This is a genomic window from Methylotenera sp. L2L1, from assembly GCF_000744605.1.
Lineage (GTDB): Bacteria > Pseudomonadota > Gammaproteobacteria > Burkholderiales > Methylophilaceae > Methylotenera.
The window spans coordinates 2,484,247-2,507,282 of the sequence record NZ_JQMG01000001.1; the positions used below are offsets into that span (position 1 = coordinate 2,484,247).

Genomic DNA, 23,036 nt, shown 5'->3' on the forward strand with positions numbered 1-23,036 from the left:
GCATTTAGAATTTAAGGCAACCTATGAAAACAGCACAAGAACTCCGCGCCGGCAACGTGATTATGGTGGATAGCGTTCCACTCGTTGTAGTAAAAGCAGAATACAACAAATCAGGCCGTAGCACTGCGGTTGTAAAAATGAAGTTCAAAAACTTATTAACAGAAGCGCCTAGCGAAAGCATTTATGGCGCTGGTGATAAGTTTGACGTAATCGTACTTGAGAAAAAAGAAGTCACTTACTCTTACTTTGCTGACCCAACTTACGTATTCATGGATGCTGAATACAACCAATACGATGTAGACGCAGAGTTCATGGAAGATGCATTACCATACCTAGAAGACGGCATGCCAGCTGACTTACGCTTTTACGATGGTAAAGCCATCACAGTTGAGTTACCAACAACTGTTGTGCGTGAAATCACTTACACTGAGCCAGCAGTTAAAGGCGACACCTCAGGTAAAGTAATGAAACCAGCTAAAATTGCATCAGGCTTTGAATTACCAGTACCACTATTCTGTGCTCAAGGCGACAAAATTGAAATTGACACACGTACAGGCGAATACAAAAACCGCGTGATGAAATAATTTGACTATCAAAAAATAGAAAAATTATTTAAAAAGGGAGCAACTAGCTCCCTTTTTTTATGACTAAGGAAAGTAAATAGCGTTAATATAGTCATAACAATAAGTACAAAAGTCATGGAGATGCAAAATGAATGACAAACAATTAGTCGCGCTACATGCAGCTAAATACGTAAAAGATGGCATGCTAGTTGGTCTAGGTACAGGTTCAACAGCAAACTTTTTCATTGAAGAACTTGCGCGGCTAAAGCAGGAACAAGGCCTAAAGTTTACAACCATCGCAAGCTCTACCATCAGCGCACAAAAAGCACAGTCATTACAGTTACCCATCGTTGCAATAGAGCATGTCAGCAGCATTGACTTATATGTCGATGGCGCAGATGAAATCACCCCAGACAATACCTTACTCAAAGGCCGTGGCAGCGATCTTGTGAAAGAAAAACTGTTAGCCAAAGCTGCGACACAGTTTATCGTGGTCGCAGATGCAAGCAAATTAGTCAGCCATATCGGGCAAAATTTCACTATCCCTATTGAGGTCATCCCGTTTGCTTGGCAAATGGCAAAAAAGAACTTAGAGGCGATTGGCGGTGCTGGTGACCTACGTCCAAATGCAGCAAAAGATGGTTTTTGGATAACGTCTCATGGCAGCTATGTGCTTGATATGAAGTTTGACAGCAGGATTGATGCCAGCACATTGAACGCACTAATCAACAACACGCCAGGGGTGGTTGAGCATGGGATTTTTCATCAACTCACTGACCTTGTGTTAATCGCCCAAGATGGCGTTGTGAGCGAGCGCTAAGCTTGTTAACGCTCATCCAAAATATACAGTCGATGCGCGCTGTCATCATCGCATTTCTGTGTATTTGTGTTATTGGCTGTAAACCGGCAGATGAGATTGATAAAGCCCCTGCCATCGACCCCAAGAAAAAAGAAATTGTGTTTGTTACACACAATGGTCCATCGACCTATTATTTAAACAACGATAATCAGCCGTCAGGGATTGAATACGACCTAGCCACGCTATTTGTGAAAACCTATTACCCAGAGCATGAAGTTCGTTTTTTAATAGTCAACAGCATCAGCGATGTGATTCCGAGCCTACTAAAAGGCAAGGCGCACATTGCGGCCGCTAACCTAAGCGTCACTCACCTGCGTAAGCGTCTCGTGATATTTTCAACACCTTATCAGGAAACCCAGCAGCAACTTATTTTCAATAGTGAGGTGAATAAAAAACCAAACGACATTACCGACACTTTCGGTAAGAAAATTACAGTCCCAGAAGGGACAAGTTACGAAGAGCACCTAACTGCCCTACAGAAAAAACATAGCGCACTTAAATGGCAAAGTGCGAAACGTACCAATACCGAATCTTTACTAGAAGAAGTTGCAGACGGCTTACTAGATTACACGGTCTCCGATAGCCATCTGGCTGCTTTAATGCAAAACTATCACCCCTCTCTTAGCGTTGCCATGCCAATAGGTACTGCCGATAAAATTGCATGGGCAATGTCTAAGAACTCAGACCCTCAGCTGATCGCTAAAGTAAATACGTTCTTTTCCAAAATCAAACAAGATGGCAGTTTACGTAATCTGCTTGATCGCTATTATGGTCACAACAAACGTCTTAATTCACTAGATGTCACTACATTCCTCAAGCGCAGCAATAGCTTACTACCTAAATATATACATTTATTTAAACAAGCACAGGACATTACTGGTATCGATTGGCGATTACTTGCAGCATTGAGTTACAGAGAGTCACATTGGGACACCTATAACACATCACCGACCAATGTACGCGGCCTCATGATGCTAACAGAAGGTACAGCAGACCTAATGGGCGTAACAGACAGGCTAGACCCAAAACAAAGCATACCTGCGGGCGCCAAGTATTTGCTTAAATTAATCGACACCGTCCCTGACCGTATCCCAGAGCCAGATAGAACCTATATGGCACTCGCCTCTTACAATATCGGCTATGCGCACGTTGAGGATGCTAGAGTGCTTGCAAAAAGACTGGGATTAAATCCAGATAGCTGGGCCGATGTGAAGAAAACATTAGTGCTACTAAAAAACCCTGATTACTACACCACACTCAAATACGGTTATGCCAGCGGCGGTGCGCCCGTGATTTTTGTAGAATCAGTACGCAGCTATCAGCGTATATTAGAAAAGCATCAACCTAGCCACAACCCTGAACTAGATAAATTCAGAATTGCTCGCAATTAGCCTGTCTTGAATTTGGCTTAAATCAGCAATGTAGAATTAGGCAGATTGATTCAGATAGTGATGATTGCAGCAAACCAGACTCACGCAGGATAAGTGCAGCACTAAGCAATTAATACCAAGAGACTGCCGAGCATCATCACGATACTGGCCAGCAATTTCCTGAAAATATCCTTTTCATTGAACACTTGGTAGCCAATCAATACCTGCATGACCATCCCCAATTGAAAAAGCGCTAAAGCATAGGCTACCAGCATATGTTCAAGTAATAATAACGTCAGATACTGCATGAAAAAAACCATGAGGCCGATTAGCACGATGCTGTACAAATGCGGCTTAGTCGCTTTTATTTCTTGTTGTATTTTATTAGGAAGAAAAAAATAATTACTAATTAGGATAAGTGGCAGTCCGATTAATGACCAAAAAACCATGGTGACTAGAGCCCCGCCATCGCCCACTGATCTCTTAAGAAAAATCGTCCCTACTGAGAATAATACAATCGATAGAAAGCGTGCTCGAACGCCTTTATCTGCAAACAAACTCCCCAATCTGCTTACTTGATGTGTGCGTACGGGTGGAATCAAAAAGAAACTACCGACCACAATAATCAACACCCCTAAAAGACCTTGAACACTTGGTATTTCATTGAGAAACAACACCGCTAACAACATTGAGACCACCACTTTATAAGCGTTTAACGGCCCAAACACTGAAAGGTCTGTCTTAGAGAGTGAAAGCACCAAAAACATCCAACCAGCTACATCAAACAATGACGCCAGTGACACATTTAGCCAAAAGGTGTTGGTTACATGCTTAAGTTCAATCACACTAAGAAAAGGTGCGGCTAACAAGCTGAGGACACAATAGGTAGTGGCAACAATAAAGAACGGATGCAAGCCCTGATTTGACAGCTTTTTTTGATAGACATTGGACGCCAGAGAAAATATCAGGCGTCCACATACGTAAACGATTTCCACTTAAACTACGGTTTTACTGTATCTAGGTCAAGTTAGGCCTTGATCACGGTAAGATTATTCATATACGGTCTTAATACTTCTGGCACGGTGACGCTGCCATCTGCATTCTGGTAATTTTCCAACACAGCCACCAGCGTACGGCCTACTGCTAAACCAGAACCATTTAAGGTATGCACTAACTCTGGTTTACCGCTTTCATTACGGAATCTTGCTTGTAAACGGCGTGCTTGGAACGCCTCACAATTAGAAACAGACGAAATTTCGCGATAAGTATTTTGCGCTGGCAGCCATACTTCTAAATCATAGGTTTTTGCCGCACCAAAGCCCATATCACCGGTGCACAGCGACACCACACGGTAAGGCAAGCCTAATGCTTTTAAGATATTCTCGGCATGCCCGACCATTTCCTCTAGCGCGTCATAGCTTGTTTCAGGATGGACGATTTGTACCATTTCAACTTTATCAAATTGGTGCTGGCGTATCATGCCTTTGGTATCGCGCCCATATGAACCAGCTTCAGAACGGAAACAAGGCGTATGTGCGGTAAGTTTAATTGGCAGAGATTCAAACGGTACAATTGCATCGCGCACCGTATTGGTCAGGGTGACTTCTGAGGTCGGAATCAGATACAACTTGCTGTCATTATGCGCTAAAGAGAATAGATCTTCTTCAAACTTCGGCAGTTGACCTGTACCAGTCAAGGTTTCAGTATTGACGAGATATGGGGTATAACACTCTTCGTAACCATGCTGTTCGGTTTGAGTATCCAGCATAAACTGCGCAAGCGCACGATGCATTTTGGCAATCTGCCCACGCATTAACGTGAAGCGTGCACCTGATAACTTAGCGCCAGTATCGAAATCTAAACCAAGTGGGGTGCCAACGTCTGTGTGGTCTTTAATTTCAAAGTCAAAAGACCGTGGCGTGCCTACTTTGCGCACTTCTACGTTATCAGCTTCAGACTTACCTTGTGGCACACTTGAATGTGGCAAGTTTGGTACATTCAGCAACATACTTTGCAACTCTGCCTGCAACTCTGCCAAACGTGCTTCTCCTGCTTTTAACTGCTCACCCAAGCCAGCCACTTCAGCCATGATAGTGCTTACATCCTCACCTTTAGACTTTGCAAAACCGATTTGCTTAGATGCATTATTGCGCTTTGCCTGCAAATCTTGCGTATTGGTTTGAACGGTTTTACGCGCTTGCTCTAATGCACTGAATTTAGCTGCATCAAACTCAAAACCACGCGCTTTTAACTGGCTCACTACGCCATCTAAATCATTTCTTAATGCTTGAATGTCTAACATTTGAATCCCTTATTTATGCTGTTGCATGCTGATTAAGGCCACTACATTAAGAGGCTCTTTTGAATAATGATAATCAAAAGGCTCAACTTAAATAGTTGACTAAGACAACTGCCTTATCGCTGCCTATTTTTTTGCTTTTTTATCAAGCTCACGTAAGTGTGCTAATTTTTCCGCTATTTTACCCTCAAGACCGCGCGGTGTGGGAGAGTAAAACTGTTGTGGCGGCAAATCGTCTGGAAAGTAACTCTCCCCTGCGGCATATGCGTTTGGCTCGTTGTGAGCATAACGATACTCTTTACCGTAATCTAATGCTTTCATGAGTTTAGTAGGCGCATTTCTTAAATGCAGTGGAACCGGGCGAGATTTATCCTGCGCAACAAAGGCTTTAGCCTGATTGTAAGCCATATAAGCGGCATTGCTTTTTGCAGCCACTGCCAAGTAAATCACGGCATTTGATAATGCCAACTCGCCTTCGGGCGAGCCAAGTCGCTCGTAAATCTGACAAGCTTCTAAGGCCATGGTTTGTGCACGCGGGTCCGCAATGCCTATATCTTCAACCGCCATCCGTACAATGCGTCGCCCTAGATAAAGGGGGTCTGCGCCGCCATCAATCATACGTAAAAACCAATATAAAGCAGCATCCGGGTTAGAGCCGCGGACTGATTTATGTAATGCAGAAATTTGGTCGTAGAATGCCTCACCACCTTTATCAAACCGGCGTAGCTTACTTGCCATCGTGGTTTGCAAAAATGCTTCATCAATTTCAGCAATGCCTGCACCTTGCGCCGCGTTAAATAAACCTTCTGCAAAGTTGAGCAGTCGCCTTGCATCACCATCAGCATAGGCCAACACTTGCTCACGTACTTCTGCTGTAACGGTTACCCCTGCCGCCACTAGTTGTTGCGCACGATCAAGTAACAATGATAATTCCGCTTCTGACAGCGAGTTAAGCACAAACACCTGTGCTCGGCTTAGTAACGCACTATTGACCTCAAAAGATGGATTTTCAGTGGTGGCGCCAATAAAAGTAATCAGGCCACTTTCAACAAAAGGCAGAAACGCATCTTGCTGACCTTTATTAAAACGATGCACCTCATCTACAAAAAGTATCGTCTTACGCCCATGCTGTTGCAAGGTTAGCTCTGCACGCTCTACCGCTTCACGAATATCTTTGATGCCAGATAGCACGGCAGAGATAGGAATAAATTCAGCATCTGCGGTATTGGCAATCAAGCGCGCTAGCGTCGTTTTACCAACGCCAGGCGGCCCCCACAAAATCATCGAAGGCAACTTACCAGACTGAAACGCTAAACGTAAAGGCTTACCGACACCAAGCAGGTGTGACTGCCCCACAACCTCATCTAAGGCCTTAGGACGTAGCCGCTCAGCTAGCGGCGCCTCTGGTGTGTTAGGTGTAAATAAACTATTCAAAATAAATTGGCATCTTTCACCACGTATTACTCACCCACCACATCAACACCCTTAGGTGCTTTAAATAAAAATGATTTTTCATTGAGTGATGGATTAACTTCTACGTTCGTAAAAACAATTTTCGTATGGTGACCAAAGCTGTCTACCAAAGTCATTTCTTGAATTCGATTATCTTTAAACCCCAATAATATCTTCTCAAATCCAGACTCTTTGTCTTTAGGTTGTGCGCTCACCCAATCTAAACTATCTTTATTATTTGTATTGGTCAGCGTAAAGCTCTCTTCAATCGCTTTTCCACCAGCTAATAATGCTGCCGGGCTAGAACCAAGGGCTTTAGTGGTATCACGGACAGTTACTTGTGCTAGCTCTGTGTCATATAACCACACCTGCTTACCATCACTAATAATCTGCTGTTCATAAGGTTTGTTGTAATCCCATCTGAATTTATTAGGCCGCTTAAGCTGCATGGTGCCATGCACTTCTTGCACTTTACGCCCCTGCCTATCAGTCACTGTTTGGTGAAAGTTTGCACGCACCGACTGTGTTTTCTCATAGAACATCTTTACACTATCCAAGCCGTCCGCTTGTACTTGTTGCACTGTTAGCAAAACGGGTAAAACAAGCAGACTTTTTATCAGCTTGGGGTACAAAGAAGTAAGGTTTTGGGGAGTTATCATTTTCATTAAATTCAACGTGTCATTTCTTTTAAAAATTAAGGCTCTTAAAGTTAAGGCTCATGGTGCGGTGCTAATACCTCGCGATTACCATTACTCTGCATTGCAGAAACCAAGCCTGCACGTTCCATGTCTTCAATTAAACGTGCTGCACGGTTATAGCCAATGCGCAGTTGACGCTGTACAGAAGAGATACTGGCTCGGCGCGATTTAAGCACAATGCCAACAGCCTCATCATAGAGTGGGTCAACTTCTGCACCGCTATTACCAGAAGCGCCAGCGACAAAGTCACCGCCCCCCTCTTCAGCTTCATTCGTTAGAATGCCATCAATGTAATTCGGTTCACCTTGGGCTTTAAGATAATCAACTACCTTATGTACTTCTTGGTCGGATACAAAAGCGCCATGAATACGCGTTGGGTAACCCGTACCTGGCGGCATATACAACATATCGCCTTGGCCCAATAAGGCTTCTGCGCCCATTTGGTCAAGAATGGTACGTGAGTCAATTTTGCTAGATACTTGGAAAGAAATACGTGTAGGCACGTTAGCTTTAATCAAGCCGGTAATCACATCGACTGATGGGCGTTGCGTTGCCAACACCAAGTGAATACCTGAAGCGCGGGCTTTTTGTGCTAATCGCGCAATCAGCTCCTCTACTTTTTTGCCTACGACCATCATCAAATCAGCCAACTCATCAATTACTACAACGATTAACGGCATTTCTTCTAATGGCTCAGGTTCATCTGGCGTTAAGCTAAATGGATGCGGAATCTTCTCTCCGGCTTTATCTGCTTCTTTAATCTTTTGGTTATACCCAGCAAGGTTACGCACACCAAGCATAGACATCAATTTGTAGCGCCGTTCCATCTCAGCCACACACCAATTTAAGGCATTCGCAGCTTGGCGCATATCCGTCACAACAGGTGCTAATAAATGTGGAATGCCCTCATAGACTGACAGCTCCAACATTTTAGGGTCTATCAATATCATACGCACTTGGCTGGCATCTGCTTTATAAAGCAAACTTAAAATCAGCGCATTAATGGCAACAGACTTACCAGAGCCAGTAGTACCGGCAACCAGTACGTGTGGCATTTTAGCGAGGTCAGCCACTGCAGGTTTACCGCCAATGTCTTTACCTAAAGAAATAGCGAGTGGCGAATGTACGTCGGCATACGCTTGACTACCCATAATTTCAGATAAGTATACAATCTGACGCTTAGGATTAGGAATCTCTAAACCCATGCAGGTTTTGCCAGGAATTGTCTCTACTACACGTACACTGACCACAGATAAGGCACGTGCCAAGTCTTTCACCAGATTAGTCACTTGGCTGCCTTTAACACCCGCAGCAGGCTCTAATTCATAGCGGGTAATCACAGGCCCTGGCAAAGCGGTTAACACTTTCACTTCTATGCCAAAATCCATCAGCTTACGTTCGATTAAACGCGAGGTGAAATCCAAAGTTTCAGCAGAGGGCAGCTCCACTGAACCAGATGGCTCATCCAACAAATGTATCGGTGGTAATGGGGTATCTGGATGTGTATCAAACAATGGCACTTGTTTTTCTTTTTGCACACGAGCGCTCTGTGCAATTTCGAGCACTGGCGTTTCAATTTGTACAGGCTCACGATCCACCACGCGCTTACGCTCACTTTTTACGTATTCAATGCGCTCTTGCTCTACTGCTTTACCTGCTTTTCTATCTTGCCAGTCTTGCCATTTAAGTTTGATAAACTCATAGCTAGTAATCAAAAATGCACCAAACTTCTCGGTGATCATAATCCAAGACCACCCCGTGAACAAACTAAACCCAACTACAAACATAAGCAATAACAACATGCTAGAGCCGGTATAGCCAAATAAGCCACGTAAACCAGCATCTACAGCAACCCCTAACATCCCGCCGGAACTGTCTGGCAATAGTGCAGGTAATTTAACCAGATGCCCAGCCTCTAGTGCGCTTGATGCAACCAGCAACAAAGCAAAACCGAAAAAATTAAACAGCAGGAATGGTTTTTCACTCTGATCAACAGCTTCTAACGCCAAATAGACAAACCACATGGCATAAAAAGCCAAGACTGCCCACCACCAGGCTGAAAAGCCAAACACATAGAGTAGTAAATCTGAAATCCAGGCGCCTACACTACCACCGCTATTTTGGATCATAGCGCCATCTGGCGCGATGTGCGACCAAGAGGAGTCATTGGGATTATAAGTAAAAAGAATGACAGTAATATACAGCCCGATAAGCACTAAACCCAACCACCAAGCTTCTTTAATGAGCGTATTAGCTAGGGCATTAGATTTAATTACTTCAGCTTCACGGCGAGCATTAACCGGTTTAGATTTTTTGAAAAACAAGATAAACCTTTAACGTATTTTGAATGTCAGATTTAATTATAGCAGTATCAAAGTCGCTGCGTAGGGATTAGAATATCATTCTCAATTATGAATCATAAAACGTTGTAAGACCTTGAACAAAGGTCCTATCAGGAGTTCACTATGGATATTGGCATCAAAGAAGAAGATAGAAAAAATATTGCACAAGGCCTTTCGCATCTTTTAGCAGACACTTACACCTTATATTTAAAAACCCACTATTTTCATTGGAACGTCACTGGTCCAATGTTCAACACGCTACACTTAATGTTCGAAACGCAATATAACGAGTTAGCACTCGCGGTAGATTTAGTGGCTGAGCGCATTCGTGCCTTAGATGTATATGCACCAGGCACCTATCGAGATTTTGCAAAGCTTAGCTCTATTAAAGAGTCTGACTCTGTGCCGAAAGCACAAGACATGATTGCTGAACTAGTGGCTGGTCACGAAGCCGTTTGCCGCACAGCACGCGCTGTATTTCCTAGCGCCGATTCAGCATCAGACGAGGCAACTGCCGATTTACTCACACAACGTCTACAAGTACATGAAAAAACCGCATGGATGCTACGTAGCTTATTAGAAAAATAATAAAATATTTTTCAGCACCTTTGGATATAAGCCCAGCTTAAGTAGCACAATGTTAACTATCTAGTTGGCCTAAAGTCTAAAAATACTTAGATATTATGCTGTTTACTTGAAAAACACACCGACACACCCAACGTATAAAACTCAATATTAATCAAGAAAGCAATACACTATGGCAACACGTCACGCCAAACTACTCATTTTGGGCTCAGGTCCAGCAGGTTACTCGGCCGCTGTTTACGCTGCACGCGCTAACCTTAAACCAGTGTTAATTACCGGTATTGCTCAAGGCGGCCAACTGATGACCACCACTGAGGTTGATAACTGGCCAGCTGACGCAGATGGCGTGCAAGGCCCAGAGCTCATGGAGCGTTTTCAAAAGCATGCAGAGCGTTTTAATACTGAAATGATTTTTGATCATATTCACACCACTCACTTATCTGAAAAACCTATTCGTTTAGTGGGTGATAGCGGTGAATACACATGTGATGCATTGATTATTGCGACTGGTGCCTCTGCAAAATACCTAGGCCTGCCAAGTGAAGAGGCATTCTCAGGTAAAGGTGTATCTGCATGTGCAACCTGCGATGGCTTTTTCTACAGAAACCAAGAGGTTGCTGTGATTGGTGGTGGCAACACTGCGGTTGAAGAGGCTTTATACCTAGCAAATATCGCAAGCAAAGTGACACTAGTTCACCGCCGCGATAAATTTAAAGCTGAAGCAATTTTGGTCGACAAGCTGATGGCGCGCGTGGCTGAAGGTAAAATCGTACTGGAAACATTTGCTACGCTAGATGAAGTGCTTGGTGACAACACTGGCGTGACTGGTATGCGCATTAAAAATGTGAATGACGGTAGCACTAAAGACGTTGCATTACAGGGCGTATTCATTGCGATTGGTCATAAACCAAATACTGATATCTTTGAAGGCCAACTGGAGATGGAAGGCGGCTACATTGTGACGCACATGGGTCGTGCCGGTAATGCAACCGCAACTAGCGTGCCTGGTGTTTTTGCTGCAGGTGATGTGCAAGACCATATCTATCGCCAAGCTGTGACTAGTGCAGGCACAGGCTGCATGGCAGCACTGGATGCAGAACGTTATTTAGATCACGCAAAATAAGTGATTATTTGAAATAGGTACAAGTGAGTGTGGTATCCCTACCACCCTCACTTACTCAACAGAGCCTCAACATTGTGGAAGACGCAAACGACAACGAAGTTGAACTGTTTTTAGAAGCAGTTAAAGATGCGCGCCCACTCAAACCAAAACGCGTGCACCACGCACCGCTACGCCCAAAACCAATCCCAAAACAATTCATTCGCGACGAACAACAGGCTTTGGCTGACTCGCTAAGTGACTACTATATCCCAGCACATGATTTAGAAACTGGCGAAGAATTACTTTACCTACGTGATGGGCACTCTCCTGACATTTTAAGCAAATTACGACGCGGCCATTGGGTAATACAAGCAGCCATTGACCTGCACGGCTTAATCAGTGACGAAGCAAGACTTTACGTTGCCACTTTTTTAAATGACTGCAAAAAACGTGGTATCCGCTGTGTACGCATTGTGCATGGCAAAGGATTAGGCTCCCGCAACCGCGAGCCTGTGCTTAAACATAAATTACGTGGCTGGTTAATGCAGCGCGATGAAGTGATTGCCTATGCAGAGGCGCGCAAACAAGATGGCGGCAGTGGCGCAGTGATTGTGCTGTTAAAAGCCTAAAAGAATTACAAATTAAACCGTTTAGAATTAAACGGTTTACAAATAGTGAAAGCAGTTTAAATACATCAATAGTATTTAAACTGCACGATTACCAAGAGGCACTGATGCACCTCTTGATTTCAATCTCAAATCTACCTCTATCTAGGCATGTAAAAAATAGATTTTTGTGTGATGCGCTCTTTACTACCTAATGCTTCAATTTCAAACATAATAGGATGTGTACCGCTACGTACCGCACCATCGGGTAATTGCAAGCTCACCGCCACCAATCGTTCATTGGCAGGATCTACCGTGAATTGATTTCTTGATGCCATTGACAGTCCATCTAAACCGCTCACTGTCACATGATAGGACTCCACCACTTCAGTGACATTAGTTATTTGTAATTGATAAACATTCTCTATCTTACCGCCAGCAACCAACCTAGACATCACGCCACGGTCACGATTGATATCCACCTTAAACGCTGGTCGCATTGCTAATGATGCAACCAACCCAGCCGAAAGAAGTAACAATAACGCGCTATAGATAAGCACTCTTGGACGTAGTATCTTTTGTATGACTTGATGTTTTGTCCAATGCTGAGCAAGGCCGTTTTGGGTAGTGAACCGAATCAGACCACGCGGATAGCTCATCTTATCCATAATGCTGTTACATGCATCTACACATAGCCCACAACTAATGCACTCATATTGCAAACCATTGCGGATATCGATACCTACCGGGCATACTTGCACGCAAAAGTTGCAATCAATACAATCGCCCAAGCCCTCTTGTTTTGCATCCACTTTTCTAGAGCGACCGCTACGAGGCTCTCCACGCTCCTGATCATAAGTCACAATCAGCGTATCGTTATCAAACATCGCACTCTGAAATCGTGCGTAAGGGCACATATGCTTACATACTTGCTCACGCAAAAACCCTGCGTTGCCATAAGTCGCTAAGCCATAAAAGAAAATCCAAAATGTTTCCCAAGGGCTTAGGCGGATCTGAACAATGCTATCTAATAAATCACGGATGGGTGAAAAGTATCCCAAGAACGTAAAGCCAGTCACCATCGAGAAACTAATCCAAGCAAAATGTTTTAGGGACTTTATGTACAACTTTTTAAACCCAAACTTCATGCCATCTAAACGCATACGAGCGGCTCTATCCCCTTCAATCTTACGTTCCATCCATAAGAATATCTCCGTATAGACGGATTGCGGGCATGAGAACCCACACCAAAGCCGGCCTGCAACCGCTGTAAATAAGAATAAAGCTAATGCAGCAATAATTAAGATGACCACTAAGTAAATCAAATCTTGCGGGTATAACACCAAGCCAAAGATGTAAAAGCGATGCGTACTAATGTCTAACAACATGGCTTGACGATCGCCCCACTGCAACCATGGCACGCCATAAAACACAATCTGCGTGATCCATATCATCACCCAGCGCCAGTTCTTAAAGAAACCAAAGGTATTGCGTGGGTATATCTTAGCTTGTGCTTCATACATCGGCATAAACCCACCCTTTGCAGGGTCACTGACAATCGGGATTATTTTCTTAGATGTGGCTTTAGTATCTGTCATTTGAGGTCCTTGCTTACAATTAAATGACTCACGTTTAAATTATTTAAGATTGCTTGTTTTAAGATTGCTTGGTTAAGGTTACTTGGATAAGACTGCTTAGTCCTGCTCACTTAACCTCTGAATCGGTTGGCGATATGATTTTTGATAAGTATCGGTAAATGTGTTTAAAGCTTCTAATGCCAATTGAGAATCGTGCCCTTGCTTCACAAGAAAGCTATCAAAACCGCATCTAGCCAAGTAATACACTGTATCAATCATCACATCCCCCACAGCTCTTAGCTCGCCAGTCCATCCGTAGACATTTCTTAATAATTGCGCCAATGAATATCCGCGGCCATCGGTATAACTAGGAAAATCTATCGCAATAAACGCAATATTTGCTTGGCACAACGCTTTTATCTGCTGATTGGGGTCATCATCAAGATCAGCATCTGATGGGATTAATATCGCGACAGGAAATTGACGATTAGCCAATGTCAGCTGATGCTTAAACCAGCTATCTAATGTCATCATCCAGTCTGTTTCATCAGGTGGAACCGACAATGCCAATTCATTCTCAACATCAAAGCATTGCACATGATTCACTTCAAGCAGACCACCTCGTATTAGGTTCATGTTAGGCTCAGACATTAGATTCCCTCACTAAGTTTGCAGTCTTTGAAAGTAGCGGGTCTGCATAGACTTCTTTTTTAAAAGGATCAATGCCAACTCGGTCAACCACATCAATAAATCGCTCAACATCACTTTCTCTTAGCGTTAAATATGTTTGAATTAAACGCGCGATCACATCTGGCACTTGCTCACGTGCAAATGAAGGGCCTATAACCCGACCAATTGCCGCGCTTGCGCCACACCTTGAACTTTCATCGTTGTCTTTACTTGATTTGGTCTCTGAATGGAGTGCACCAGATTGTCTACCGCCAATGGTGATTTGGTACCACTCCTCACCTGCTTTATCCACGCCCAAAATTCCAATATGGCCAACATGATGATGCCCACATGAGTTCATGCAACCAGATAAATTAAGATCAAGCTCACCAATTTCATGCACATAATCTAAATCATCAAATCTTTGCTGAATCGCAGTTGCAACTGGAATAGAAACAGCATTTGCCAAACTACAATAATCACCGCCGGGGCAAGCAATAATATTGGTAATTAGCCCAATATTAGGCGTTGCAAGATTAAGCACATTGAGCTCTTGCCATAAGGTATAAAGTGCATCGATTCTCACATCTGGCAGAATAATATTTTGCTCATGAGAGACACGCAACTCACCAAACCCATAGCTATCAGCCATTTCAGCAAGCACCTCCATTTGGTCAGCCGTAATATCGCCAGGAGCAGAGCCCGTCGCCTTTAGTGAGACGGTCACTGCTGAATATCCTGAAACCTTATGCTGATGAACATTAGTACGGAACCATCTTGCAAACGCAACATTAGACGCCAAATGTTGGGTCATGACAGCGTTATCATTTTCACTCACCGTGTCATAGACCGGCCATGAAAATTTATTGGCAATACTGCGCACAAAGTCTTCAGTCACCGTGTCAGCCCCACCCTTAATGAGTGCCCACTGCTCATTCACTTGTTGTGCGAACACTTCTGGTGTGAGGTCTTTTACAAGTATCTTGATACGTGCTTTATATTTGTTATCTCGTCTGCCATGAAGGTTGTACACACGTAGTGTCGCCTGCAAATAAGTTAACAAGTCATACCAAGCAACAAACGGATTGATGAGCTTGCCTACGATAGGTGTTCTACCCAAGCCACCGCCTACAAAGCACATAAATCCGAAGACACCATCCTGCTCAATTGCTTGCAGACCTATGTCATGCACACCAATCGCGGCTCTATCTGCCTTAGCCCCACTCACTGCAATTTTGAATTTACGCGGTAAGAATGCAAATTCCGGATGTAACATTGACCACTGCCTAATGATTTCACACCAGATGAGTGGGTTAATGATTTCGTCATGCGCAACACCCGCAAAATGATCTGTTGTCGTATTACGAATACAATTGCCACTTGTTTGAATCGCATGCATCTGCACGGTTGCAAGCTTAGCTAGAATATCCGGAGCATCTTCCAACCTAGGCCAGTTGAACTGAATATTTTGTCTGGTAGTTAAGTGGGCATAACCTTTATCCCAACGCCGAGCAACATACGCTAAAGCACGCAGTTGTTTTGAGGTTAGCATGCCGTAAGGAATCGCTACGCGTAGCATGGGTGCATGCCGTTGAATATACAAACCATTTTGCAAACGCAAAATACGAAACTCATCTTCAGTAAGCTGGCCATTAAGGAACCGTTGCGTCTGCCCTCTAAACTGGGCGACACGCTGCTCCACCAACTTCTGATCTATTTCATCATAGATATACATTTAATCACCTTAAAAATTTAGCGTTGATAAACAGCCAAATGATTATTTTTAACAGTGACTAAAGCTTAAGGTTTGGAAACAATTAATAACAGAGACAGATGCAGATAAAAAAAGCATAACAGATGAGCTGTGGCACTATGTCGATGATGAGCTCATCATCCCGAATACTAAAGTACCTAGCGTTGACAATGCCGCCTCGATACGCGCATCCCAAATATGTCCGTAATTCAGGCGAACATAGCTGGTGAAGTGACGCTGTGCAGAAAATATAGGGCCAGGCGCAATACTAATACCATTACTCAGTGCGAGCTTATGCAGTTCAAGCGCATTCACATCATCTGGCAGTTTCACCCATAAGAAATATCCACCTTGCGGTAACGTCAAACACGTTCCTTCCGGGAAATAGCGCTCAATGGCTTCTACAAACTTGATTTGATTCACCAATAAGGTATGGCGCAAATTGCGTAAATGCTTGTCATATCCACCTTTTTGCAGATACTTGGCAATTGCCACCTGTGCCGGCACAGATGCAGAGATGGTTGTGGTTAACTTCAGCCGCGCTAATGCTTTGGCATATCTGCCAGGGGCAACCCACCCCACTCGATAGCCCGGCGCAAGGCATTTAGAAAATGACGAGCAATGCATCACCAAGCCTTCTGTATCAAACGCCTTGGCTGGCATCGGACGTTTATCACCAAAGTATAACTCGCCATAAACATCATCCTCAATCAAGGGGATTTGGTATTGCGTGATAAGCGCCACCAATACCTGCTTCTTCTCATTCGAGAGCAAACTTCCCAACGGATTCTGAAAATTAGTCATCAACCAGCAGGCTTTAGGCTGATGCTGCTGAATAGCACGCTCCATGGCGGCTAAATCAATGCCATCTTTAGGGTGACTAGGAATCTCGACAGCGCGCAAACCAATACGCTCTATGGATTGCAAAGCTGCATAAAAAGTGGGGGATTCGATGAGAACAGTATCACCAGGGCGGGTAACCGCCATCAAACATAGATTCAATGCTTCCAAAGCACCATTAGTGACAACAATATCATCAGTTGTCACATGCAGACCATCAATCATGTAGCGCAATGCTATCTGGCGTCTAAGATTAATATCACCAGCACTTAAATTATCAACACTTGCCCAAGGATCCATAATCTGAACACTTGACGCCATGGTCTTGGCTAGACTAGCCCTGGGAAATAATAACGGGCTAGGAAACGCTGACCCCAAAGGCACAACACTTTTGAGCCGAATAGATTCCAGCACTTCAAATACAAGTTCGCTGACATCCACTTGCGTTGACTCTAATTGATTGAGAGTAGCTGGCGCTGGCGAAGATGGGATACTGACAGTACCGCTCGTCACAAAATAACCGGAGCGCTCACGCGCAGTAATCAAGCCTCGCGCTTCTAAAAGATAATAAGCCTCTAATACAGTGGCAGGACTGACGCTACGACTTGCACTGGCTTGGCGCACTGAAGGAAGCTTATCTCCACGGCAAAGCACACCCTCCTGAATCGATTGAGCAATAGAATTAGCAAGTTGCTCATAAAGCTTCATAACGTTCCGATTATCTTAATGTGTACAAACAGAATGCTACCTTATGCACAGAAAAATACTACCCACGCATAACACCTGATTCTTATCATTGATATATGAATACTTAGAATTAAACGAATAAATCAATAATGAAAGACTTAGAGAGTAAGCTTAAATAGTAGTTTTAATGGTGAATAATTTAGATACCGAGATAGATATGTGATGTTTTAATCCAAAAATCTCAGAATAATATAAAAAATATTAAAAAAATAATCAGTGTAAGTGATTGAATAAATTAATAACTTATAAAAATATTAAATTATTTTCAATTATTTTTGATACTAGCCCTAAATTATCTAAATTTGCTGCCGATAAAGACCTATGAGATACGGCAAGATTTAACTTAATTTATTAACCAATAACAATTTAAGACACGATTTTTAAGGGCTAACATGTTCAACTCTCCACTAGATGCTTACGGCGGCATAAAAATGCCAATCAGCACGCAACAAACAACCGATGCCAAATCAGTTGCTCAGGCTGCTAACGCTAATCGCTCAGCACTAAAATCTGCAGAAACAACGGAAAACAGAACTTCAACTGAAGCCAATAAAGCAATGTTGACTGCCGCAGTGAACAAACTGAATGAGCTAGTGGCACCTGCATTACAAACAGTTCAGTTCTCCATGGATGAAGAAGCTGGACGCATGATTGTAAAAGTCATTGATACAGCCACGCAAAAAACGATCAGACAAATTCCTAATGAAGAGGTGTTAGCCTTCTCAAAAACGCTAGGCAGATTGCAAGGCTTAGTAGTAAGAGAACGCGCTTAAGAAGCTTTTCACTTCATGACATTAGGCGCGTTGTTTGTATAGCGCCTATGAAATGAGCATTTGCATATTGCCACAATATTGATTGCAAATGCTCCGCCCGTAATATAAATTCATATTATCCGTTGTTAATAACCAAGATTTTAGTGAATAACCACGATTATTGGTATAACAATATCTAAATCATTATGCCACTCATAGGCAAATCGTACTGCGATATGGTTTGGTCAAATGCTCATATTTCTTTGATTAAGCGATACTCCAATTCACGTACCCATGTCCGAGTTAAAAACTCAACAATTGGCTCACGCCCTTTCACAAAATAGGCTAGCAAGCCACGCTATGGCTAATTAAATACTTAACTTCGCACTTAAAACTTCTAAATAAGTAGTGAGCGGCGACCATTCACTTCAAATAAAATTCATGTTGACGCGCTATGTATCAACATTGCAATATATCGCAACACAATTATTTTTCGATTAAGTAATGAAGTGTTCCATATAGAGATCTTTATAGAGGCCTTTTATTTAACGTCTAGATATTGAGGATTGAAATGGCTTCAGGTTCCGGAACAAACTAGTATAAACTAGGCTGGATTACCGGATGTGGCGTGGCAGGTTATTTTTCCTTCCCAGCAATCCTTTAACAGGACTAATTTAACGGTATTACCTACCACTGGAGCAGACCAATATGTCCCGCATAGATTCCGCCAACCCTTACCGCGTGCAAGGTACGGTCATTTCCATTGCCGAACTGGCGAAGAAGAATCCGAACTTTGTTATTTCAGCCACACCAGCTCAGATTGAGGAACTTAAACTGCACGACGAGCAGACGGCGCTGCGCGAGGCCGCTGGCGCGCGCTACGCCAATCAGCATCCCGATCAGATCTATGCGCAAGTGGTGTCAGAGGGTAAAGTGCTAGCGACGGTTTATGATTCTGGCATAACGACCACCCAGCAGAATATACCCGGCCTTAAGCTGAGCGAGAATGGTCAAGGCTTAGCTTTGGCGAAAACCCGCCTTGATGAACTAATGCAAGCAATCTCAGGCAAAGTAATCTATAGCAATTTTGTGCAGCCGAAAGTTTCGCCATCGTCCAACATCCCAGACTCGGCCCTTCCATCAGTGACAGCGCGCGGCCTCAATGAAATGGTGCGGGACATGGACTGGGCTCGGGTGCGCTCACGCATGGTGGTTGATGAAACACCAAAAGCATAAGCGGCTGGCTAGAATAAATCATTTGCTTATCCAATAGAGCCTGTGCGGTAGTTTCGGCTCAGGAAGTCACCCAAGTACATGGATATAGCGCGACTTTCTTGATTCTGAACGTGCGAAACTCGTACAATTTTCTCATGGTCACTTTCACTCTGGAGTGTAAACAAGTGATACAGGTTGCAGGTCGCAGCTACCCCACCCATCCTCTGCTAAACGTACTTTCTGTATGGCTGTTTCGCGGGCTAAATGGTGGCAAGAGTGGTCTAACTTCATTTGTTACAGACATATTTAGCTCCGAACATTAAGTATTATTAAAAACTAACAATAAAATTACTGCCGGAATATTTACCAAAAATCTTACTCACCCAATTACTCTCCTAGGAAACCACCACTCTGATGTGCCCATAAGGTCGCATAGAGGCCGCCTTGCTTAATTAGCGCTTGATGGTCACCCTCTTCTACAATTCGACCCTCATCCAACACAATCAGCCTATCCATCGCGGCAATGGTCGATAAGCGATGCGCAATGGCCACAACAGTTTTCCCTTGCATCAAATCATACAAACTGGCTTGAATCGCCTGCTCTACTTCAGAATCCAGTGCGCTGGTCGCTTCATCTAATAGCAAAATTGGCGCATCTTTCAATATCACGCGGGCAATTGCAATACGCTGGCGTTGGCCGCCTGAAAGTTTCACACCACGCTCGCCTACGTGTGCATCGTATCCCGTACGCCCTTTGGCATCACGCAAGCCTAAAATAAACTCATGTGCCTCTGCGCGGTTAGCCGCATTGATCATCTCTTGTTCTGTCGCGTTTGGACGCCCATATAAGATGTTATCGCGCACACTGCGATGTAGTAACGATGTATCTTGTGTCACCATCGCAATTTGGCTACGCAAGCTATTTTGCGTTACATCGCGTACGTCTTGCCCATCAATCAATACGCGACCATGTTCCACATCATAGAAACGTAGTAACAAATTAACAATGGTAGATTTACCAGCACCAGAACGCCCGACCAAGCCCACTTTTTCGCCTGGCTTAATGGTTAGATTCAGCGTTCTCAATACTGACTTCTGCATACCATACGCAAAATCTACCTGATCAAATACGATTTCACCCATGCTGATTTTTAAAGGTTTTGCATCGGGCTTATCGACAATCTGTTGCGTTAATGAAAGCGTATTAACGCCATCCTGTGCTGTGCCTATATGCTCATAAAGTGAAGTAAGCTCCCACATCACCCAATGTGAAATACCGTTGAGGCGCAATGCCATGGCCGTTGCGGCAGCAACACCACCGACACTGACCTCGCTCTTCGTCCACAACCATAATGCAACACCCGAAGTTGCAATCACCAATAGCATATTCAGAATATGATTGGTAAATTCCACACCCGACACATAACGCATTTGTTTGTGCACAGTGCCTAAAAATTCACTCATGGCAGACTTCGCATAATAGGCTTCACGCCCTGCATGTGAAAACAACTTAACTGTACTGATATTGGTATATGCGTCAGTGATGCGCCCAGTCATTAACGAGCGTGCGTCTGCCTGATTTTGTGAAACTTTAGCTAAGCGTGGCACAAAGTAGCTGAGTGAAATCACATAACAGACCACCCATACCAAAAATGGCAGAACTACTACTACATTAAAGTGCCCGACGACCGCCACCATGGTGACAAAGTAAATCACCACAAACACCAAGATATCCGCAACAATAAACCAGACATCACGCACCGCTAATGCTGTTTGCATCACTTTTGCAGAAACACGACCAGCAAATTCATCTTGGTAAAAACTCATGCTTTGGCCGAGCATTAAACGATGAAAGTTCCAACGTAAACGCATTGGGAAATTCCCTGCTAGAGTTTGATGCTTAATCAACGTTTGTACGGCAATTAATATTGCACTAAACACTAACAAACCAGCCAACAGCAATAGGCGGTGTTTCTCTGTTTGCCATAGTAGCTCTGGTGAGGTTTTACTCAGCCAATCTACCACCTTACCCATCACTGCGAACAGCATCGCCTCAAAGCCACCAATCATGGCTGTGAAGAATGTCATCACCAGAATAAATAACCGCGAGCCTCTAGTGCAGGACCATAAAAATGGCCATAGCGCATTAGGTGGAGGTGCGATTTCGTTTGCAGGAAAAGGATTTAATAGATTTTCAAACCAGCGCAGCATAGGGTTCTTTTCGGTCTGCGTTTAAATAGATTGCAACAAACATACTGCTTCAGCGGCAATGCCTTCACCACGTCCAGTAAAGCCAAGCTTTTCAGTAGTGGTCGCTTTAACGTTGATTTGTGAGATCTCAACACCACAATCTGCGGCGATATATGCGCACATCGTTGCAGTATGCGGTCCCAACTTAGGGGCTTCACACATGACAGTAGCATCAATATTGCCCACTACATAGCCACTATTTCTAACCAAGTTCACGACATGCTTAAGCAGCTGACGAGAATCAATACCTTTATAACGCATATCTGTAGGCGGAAAGTGTTTACCAATATCACCAAGCGCTACAGCACCCAGCAACGCATCACAGATTGCATGTAACAATACATCAGCATCTGAATGCCCATCTAGCCCTTTTTCAAAGGGAATATCAACGCCGCCAATGATGCATTGGCGCCCCACAACCAAGGCATGTACATCAAACCCATGACCAATTCTCATCATACTATTTCCTTTTGCATGAAGACTTCCATCAATGCCATATCTTGTGGATAGGTCACTTTCATGTTTCTTAGTGAGCCGGTCACTAGTTTAGGTTCCAAGCCCAGCGCCTCTACCGCCTGCGCTTCATCTGTGGGAACACCATCAAAACTTTCTAATGCATTGGTTAATAAGCTATAACGGAACATTTGTGGGGTTTGTGCTTGCCACAAACCATCACGAGGAATCGTAGCTTTTACGCGACCATCAGCACTTGATTGCTTTAAAGTGTCAGCCAACGGCAATGCAAGTAGCCCGCCAACAGCATCGTTCTCTAAACTATCTAGCAATATATCTAACAACGCTAATGTTAGCCCTGGCCTAGCTGCATCATGCACAAGTATCCAATCATCTGCGTCAACTTGTGACTTTACTGCATACAAAGTGTTCAACACCGTCTGCGCGCGTGTTTCCCCGCCGGTGTAATGTAGTTGCAGTCGGCTATTAGCTGCCAAATCTAAATTACGCCAAAAGAAATCTTCTGGGCTAAGTGCTAAGTTAATACTGGCAATGCGTGGGGATGCAAAGAATGTTTGAATACTGTAAGAAATCATTGGCTTACCAGACAGTGGTAAATACTGTTTGGGAATAGCGGTTTCCATTCTATTACCAATACCCGCTGCTGGAATAACGATGTGAAAGCGCGCCATATTAATCTGTGAGTAATTTAAAAATCATACTTAGATTTTAACATAGCCACCTTATTGACCCTGAAAATAAAGTGCACAGCATCCCCTGCACCCAGAAAAATTTAGATTAGATTAAATTAATACAATAAGATCAAGCAACCATTTACGTTTAGATAATGAATTATATTGAAGAACTTTTTTACCTGCGTACCAATCTGAACGGGTGCTATTTTT

General features: G+C 43.6%; 21 protein-coding genes and 1 pseudogene. 8 read left to right on the forward strand and 14 right to left on the reverse strand.

Features of this window, described 5'->3' with window-relative positions; genetic code table 11:
- The first annotated feature begins 23 nt into the window (after positions 1-23).
- From efp to mltF, 3 genes are all read left to right on the forward strand, one after another.
- Positions 24-584, forward strand: coding sequence for an elongation factor P (efp, locus tag FG24_RS11695; protein ID WP_036303580.1), 561 nt, complete (start codon positions 24-26; stop codon positions 582-584).
- A 127-nt stretch (positions 585-711) separates the two neighbouring features.
- Entirely contained in the window at positions 712-1,383 is a 672-nt protein-coding gene (gene rpiA / locus FG24_RS11700) for a ribose-5-phosphate isomerase RpiA (RefSeq protein WP_036303582.1), read from the forward strand.
- A 32-nt stretch (positions 1,384-1,415) separates the two neighbouring features.
- A complete protein-coding gene (mltF, locus tag FG24_RS11705) occupies positions 1,416-2,813 on the forward strand; it encodes a membrane-bound lytic murein transglycosylase MltF (protein WP_036303583.1) in 1,398 nt (465 codons plus the stop codon).
- A 101-nt stretch (positions 2,814-2,914) separates the two neighbouring features.
- On the opposite strand, the gene FG24_RS11710 is transcribed toward mltF, so the two are convergent.
- The 5 genes from FG24_RS11710 to FG24_RS11730 all read right to left on the reverse strand — a co-directional run bounded on the left by FG24_RS11710 (position 2,915) and on the right by FG24_RS11730 (position 9,565).
- A complete protein-coding gene (locus FG24_RS11710; RefSeq protein WP_036303585.1) occupies positions 2,915-3,787 on the reverse strand; it encodes an EamA family transporter in 873 nt (290 codons plus the stop codon).
- Between the two features lie 32 nt (positions 3,788-3,819).
- Complete coding sequence (serS, locus tag FG24_RS11715; RefSeq protein WP_036303586.1) at positions 3,820-5,094, reverse strand: serine--tRNA ligase; 1,275 nt, start codon at positions 5,092-5,094, stop codon at positions 3,820-3,822.
- 123 nt (positions 5,095-5,217) lie between these two features.
- The gene (locus FG24_RS11720; protein WP_036303589.1) at positions 5,218-6,525 is read right to left on the reverse strand and encodes a replication-associated recombination protein A; all 1,308 of its coding nucleotides are present in this window, start codon (positions 6,523-6,525) and stop codon (positions 5,218-5,220) included.
- A gap of 26 nt (positions 6,526-6,551) precedes the next feature.
- A complete protein-coding gene (gene lolA / locus FG24_RS11725; RefSeq protein WP_051901602.1) occupies positions 6,552-7,202 on the reverse strand; it encodes an outer membrane lipoprotein chaperone LolA in 651 nt (216 codons plus the stop codon).
- Positions 7,203-7,252: 50 nt separating this feature from the next.
- A complete protein-coding gene (locus FG24_RS11730) occupies positions 7,253-9,565 on the reverse strand; it encodes a DNA translocase FtsK (RefSeq protein ID WP_369797037.1) in 2,313 nt (770 codons plus the stop codon).
- 141 nt (positions 9,566-9,706) lie between these two features.
- On the opposite strand from FG24_RS11730, the gene FG24_RS11735 reads away from it, so the two are divergent.
- From FG24_RS11735 to FG24_RS11745, 3 genes are all read left to right on the forward strand, one after another.
- Positions 9,707-10,171, forward strand: coding sequence for a Dps family protein (locus tag FG24_RS11735; RefSeq protein ID WP_036303595.1), 465 nt, complete (start codon positions 9,707-9,709; stop codon positions 10,169-10,171).
- A gap of 169 nt (positions 10,172-10,340) precedes the next feature.
- On the forward strand, positions 10,341-11,291 hold the full coding sequence (gene trxB, locus FG24_RS11740) for a thioredoxin-disulfide reductase (protein WP_036303596.1): 951 nt from the start codon (positions 10,341-10,343) through the stop codon (positions 11,289-11,291).
- 74 nt (positions 11,292-11,365) lie between these two features.
- Complete coding sequence (locus tag FG24_RS11745; RefSeq protein WP_036303597.1) at positions 11,366-11,899, forward strand: Smr/MutS family protein; 534 nt, start codon at positions 11,366-11,368, stop codon at positions 11,897-11,899.
- Positions 11,900-12,036: 137 nt separating this feature from the next.
- Here FG24_RS11745 and ccoG read toward each other — a convergent pair whose 3' ends face one another.
- From ccoG to FG24_RS11765, 4 genes are all read right to left on the reverse strand, one after another.
- A complete protein-coding gene (gene ccoG / locus FG24_RS11750) occupies positions 12,037-13,473 on the reverse strand; it encodes a cytochrome c oxidase accessory protein CcoG (RefSeq protein ID WP_036303598.1) in 1,437 nt (478 codons plus the stop codon).
- Positions 13,474-13,569: 96 nt separating this feature from the next.
- Complete coding sequence (locus tag FG24_RS11755) at positions 13,570-14,103, reverse strand: DUF934 domain-containing protein (protein WP_036303600.1); 534 nt, start codon at positions 14,101-14,103, stop codon at positions 13,570-13,572.
- Entirely contained in the window at positions 14,096-15,856 is a 1,761-nt protein-coding gene (locus tag FG24_RS11760; RefSeq protein WP_036303601.1) for a nitrite/sulfite reductase, read from the reverse strand. The genes FG24_RS11755 and FG24_RS11760 overlap by 8 nt, the downstream gene beginning before the upstream one ends.
- A gap of 135 nt (positions 15,857-15,991) precedes the next feature.
- On the reverse strand, positions 15,992-17,422 hold the full coding sequence (locus FG24_RS11765; RefSeq protein WP_036303603.1) for a PLP-dependent aminotransferase family protein: 1,431 nt from the start codon (positions 17,420-17,422) through the stop codon (positions 15,992-15,994).
- Positions 17,423-17,853: 431 nt separating this feature from the next.
- Here FG24_RS11765 and FG24_RS11770 point away from each other — a divergent pair, with 431 nt between their 5' ends.
- Entirely contained in the window at positions 17,854-18,234 is a 381-nt protein-coding gene (locus FG24_RS11770; protein ID WP_036303605.1) for a flagellar protein FlaG, read from the forward strand.
- Positions 18,235-18,469: 235 nt separating this feature from the next.
- On the opposite strand, the pseudogene FG24_RS12590 reads toward FG24_RS11770, so the two are convergent.
- Positions 18,470-18,553 (reverse strand): annotated as a pseudogene (locus FG24_RS12590) (DUF1348 family protein); the annotation flags it as partial.
- A gap of 368 nt (positions 18,554-18,921) precedes the next feature.
- Here FG24_RS12590 and FG24_RS11775 point away from each other — a divergent pair.
- Complete coding sequence (locus FG24_RS11775; protein WP_036303607.1) at positions 18,922-19,449, forward strand: hypothetical protein; 528 nt, start codon at positions 18,922-18,924, stop codon at positions 19,447-19,449.
- 144 nt (positions 19,450-19,593) lie between these two features.
- Here the strand turns inward: FG24_RS11775 and FG24_RS12690 are convergent, their stop codons facing one another.
- The 4 genes from FG24_RS12690 to ispD form a co-directional block, all read right to left on the reverse strand.
- Positions 19,594-19,719 carry a DUF1348 family protein gene (locus FG24_RS12690; RefSeq protein ID WP_235189771.1) on the reverse strand — a complete coding sequence of 42 codons (126 nt, stop codon included), beginning with the start codon at positions 19,717-19,719 and terminating at the stop codon, positions 19,594-19,596.
- Between the two features lie 96 nt (positions 19,720-19,815).
- The gene (locus FG24_RS11780) at positions 19,816-21,639 is read right to left on the reverse strand and encodes an ABC transporter ATP-binding protein (RefSeq protein ID WP_036303608.1); all 1,824 of its coding nucleotides are present in this window, start codon (positions 21,637-21,639) and stop codon (positions 19,816-19,818) included.
- A gap of 21 nt (positions 21,640-21,660) precedes the next feature.
- Positions 21,661-22,134, reverse strand: coding sequence for a 2-C-methyl-D-erythritol 2,4-cyclodiphosphate synthase (gene ispF / locus FG24_RS11785; RefSeq protein WP_304413743.1), 474 nt, complete (start codon positions 22,132-22,134; stop codon positions 21,661-21,663).
- On the reverse strand, positions 22,134-22,823 hold the full coding sequence (gene ispD / locus FG24_RS11790; protein WP_036303611.1) for a 2-C-methyl-D-erythritol 4-phosphate cytidylyltransferase: 690 nt from the start codon (positions 22,821-22,823) through the stop codon (positions 22,134-22,136). Before ispD ends, ispF begins: the two co-directional genes overlap by 1 nt.
- Between the last annotated feature and the right edge of the window lie 213 nt (positions 22,824-23,036).

Excerpts from the sequence above, each read along its gene's own strand:
- efp (WP_036303580.1), top strand. The coding sequence starts at position 24 with ATGAAAACAGCACAAGAACTCCGCGCCGGCAACGTGATTATGGTGGAT.
- rpiA (WP_036303582.1), top strand. The coding sequence starts at position 712 with ATGAATGACAAACAATTAGTCGCGCTACATGCAGCTAAATACGTAAAA.
- mltF (WP_036303583.1), top strand. The coding sequence starts at position 1,416 with ATGCGCGCTGTCATCATCGCATTTCTGTGTATTTGTGTTATTGGCTGT.
- serS (WP_036303586.1), bottom strand. The coding sequence starts at position 5,094 with ATGTTAGACATTCAAGCATTAAGAAATGATTTAGATGGCGTAGTGAGC.
- lolA (WP_051901602.1), bottom strand. The coding sequence starts at position 7,202 with ATGATAACTCCCCAAAACCTTACTTCTTTGTACCCCAAGCTGATAAAA.
- FG24_RS11735 (WP_036303595.1), top strand. The coding sequence starts at position 9,707 with ATGGATATTGGCATCAAAGAAGAAGATAGAAAAAATATTGCACAAGGC.
- trxB (WP_036303596.1), top strand. The coding sequence starts at position 10,341 with ATGGCAACACGTCACGCCAAACTACTCATTTTGGGCTCAGGTCCAGCA.
- ccoG (WP_036303598.1), bottom strand. The coding sequence starts at position 13,473 with ATGACAGATACTAAAGCCACATCTAAGAAAATAATCCCGATTGTCAGT.
- FG24_RS11755 (WP_036303600.1), bottom strand. The coding sequence starts at position 14,103 with ATGTCTGAGCCTAACATGAACCTAATACGAGGTGGTCTGCTTGAAGTG.
- FG24_RS11760 (WP_036303601.1), bottom strand. The coding sequence starts at position 15,856 with ATGTATATCTATGATGAAATAGATCAGAAGTTGGTGGAGCAGCGTGTC.
- FG24_RS11765 (WP_036303603.1), bottom strand. The coding sequence starts at position 17,422 with ATGAAGCTTTATGAGCAACTTGCTAATTCTATTGCTCAATCGATTCAG.
- FG24_RS11770 (WP_036303605.1), top strand. The coding sequence starts at position 17,854 with ATGTTCAACTCTCCACTAGATGCTTACGGCGGCATAAAAATGCCAATC.
- FG24_RS11775 (WP_036303607.1), top strand. The coding sequence starts at position 18,922 with ATGTCCCGCATAGATTCCGCCAACCCTTACCGCGTGCAAGGTACGGTC.
- FG24_RS12690 (WP_235189771.1), bottom strand. The coding sequence starts at position 19,719 with ATGAAGTTAGACCACTCTTGCCACCATTTAGCCCGCGAAACAGCCATA.
- FG24_RS11780 (WP_036303608.1), bottom strand. The coding sequence starts at position 21,639 with ATGCTGCGCTGGTTTGAAAATCTATTAAATCCTTTTCCTGCAAACGAA.
- ispF (WP_304413743.1), bottom strand. The coding sequence starts at position 22,134 with ATGAGAATTGGTCATGGGTTTGATGTACATGCCTTGGTTGTGGGGCGC.
- ispD (WP_036303611.1), bottom strand. The coding sequence starts at position 22,823 with ATGGCGCGCTTTCACATCGTTATTCCAGCAGCGGGTATTGGTAATAGA.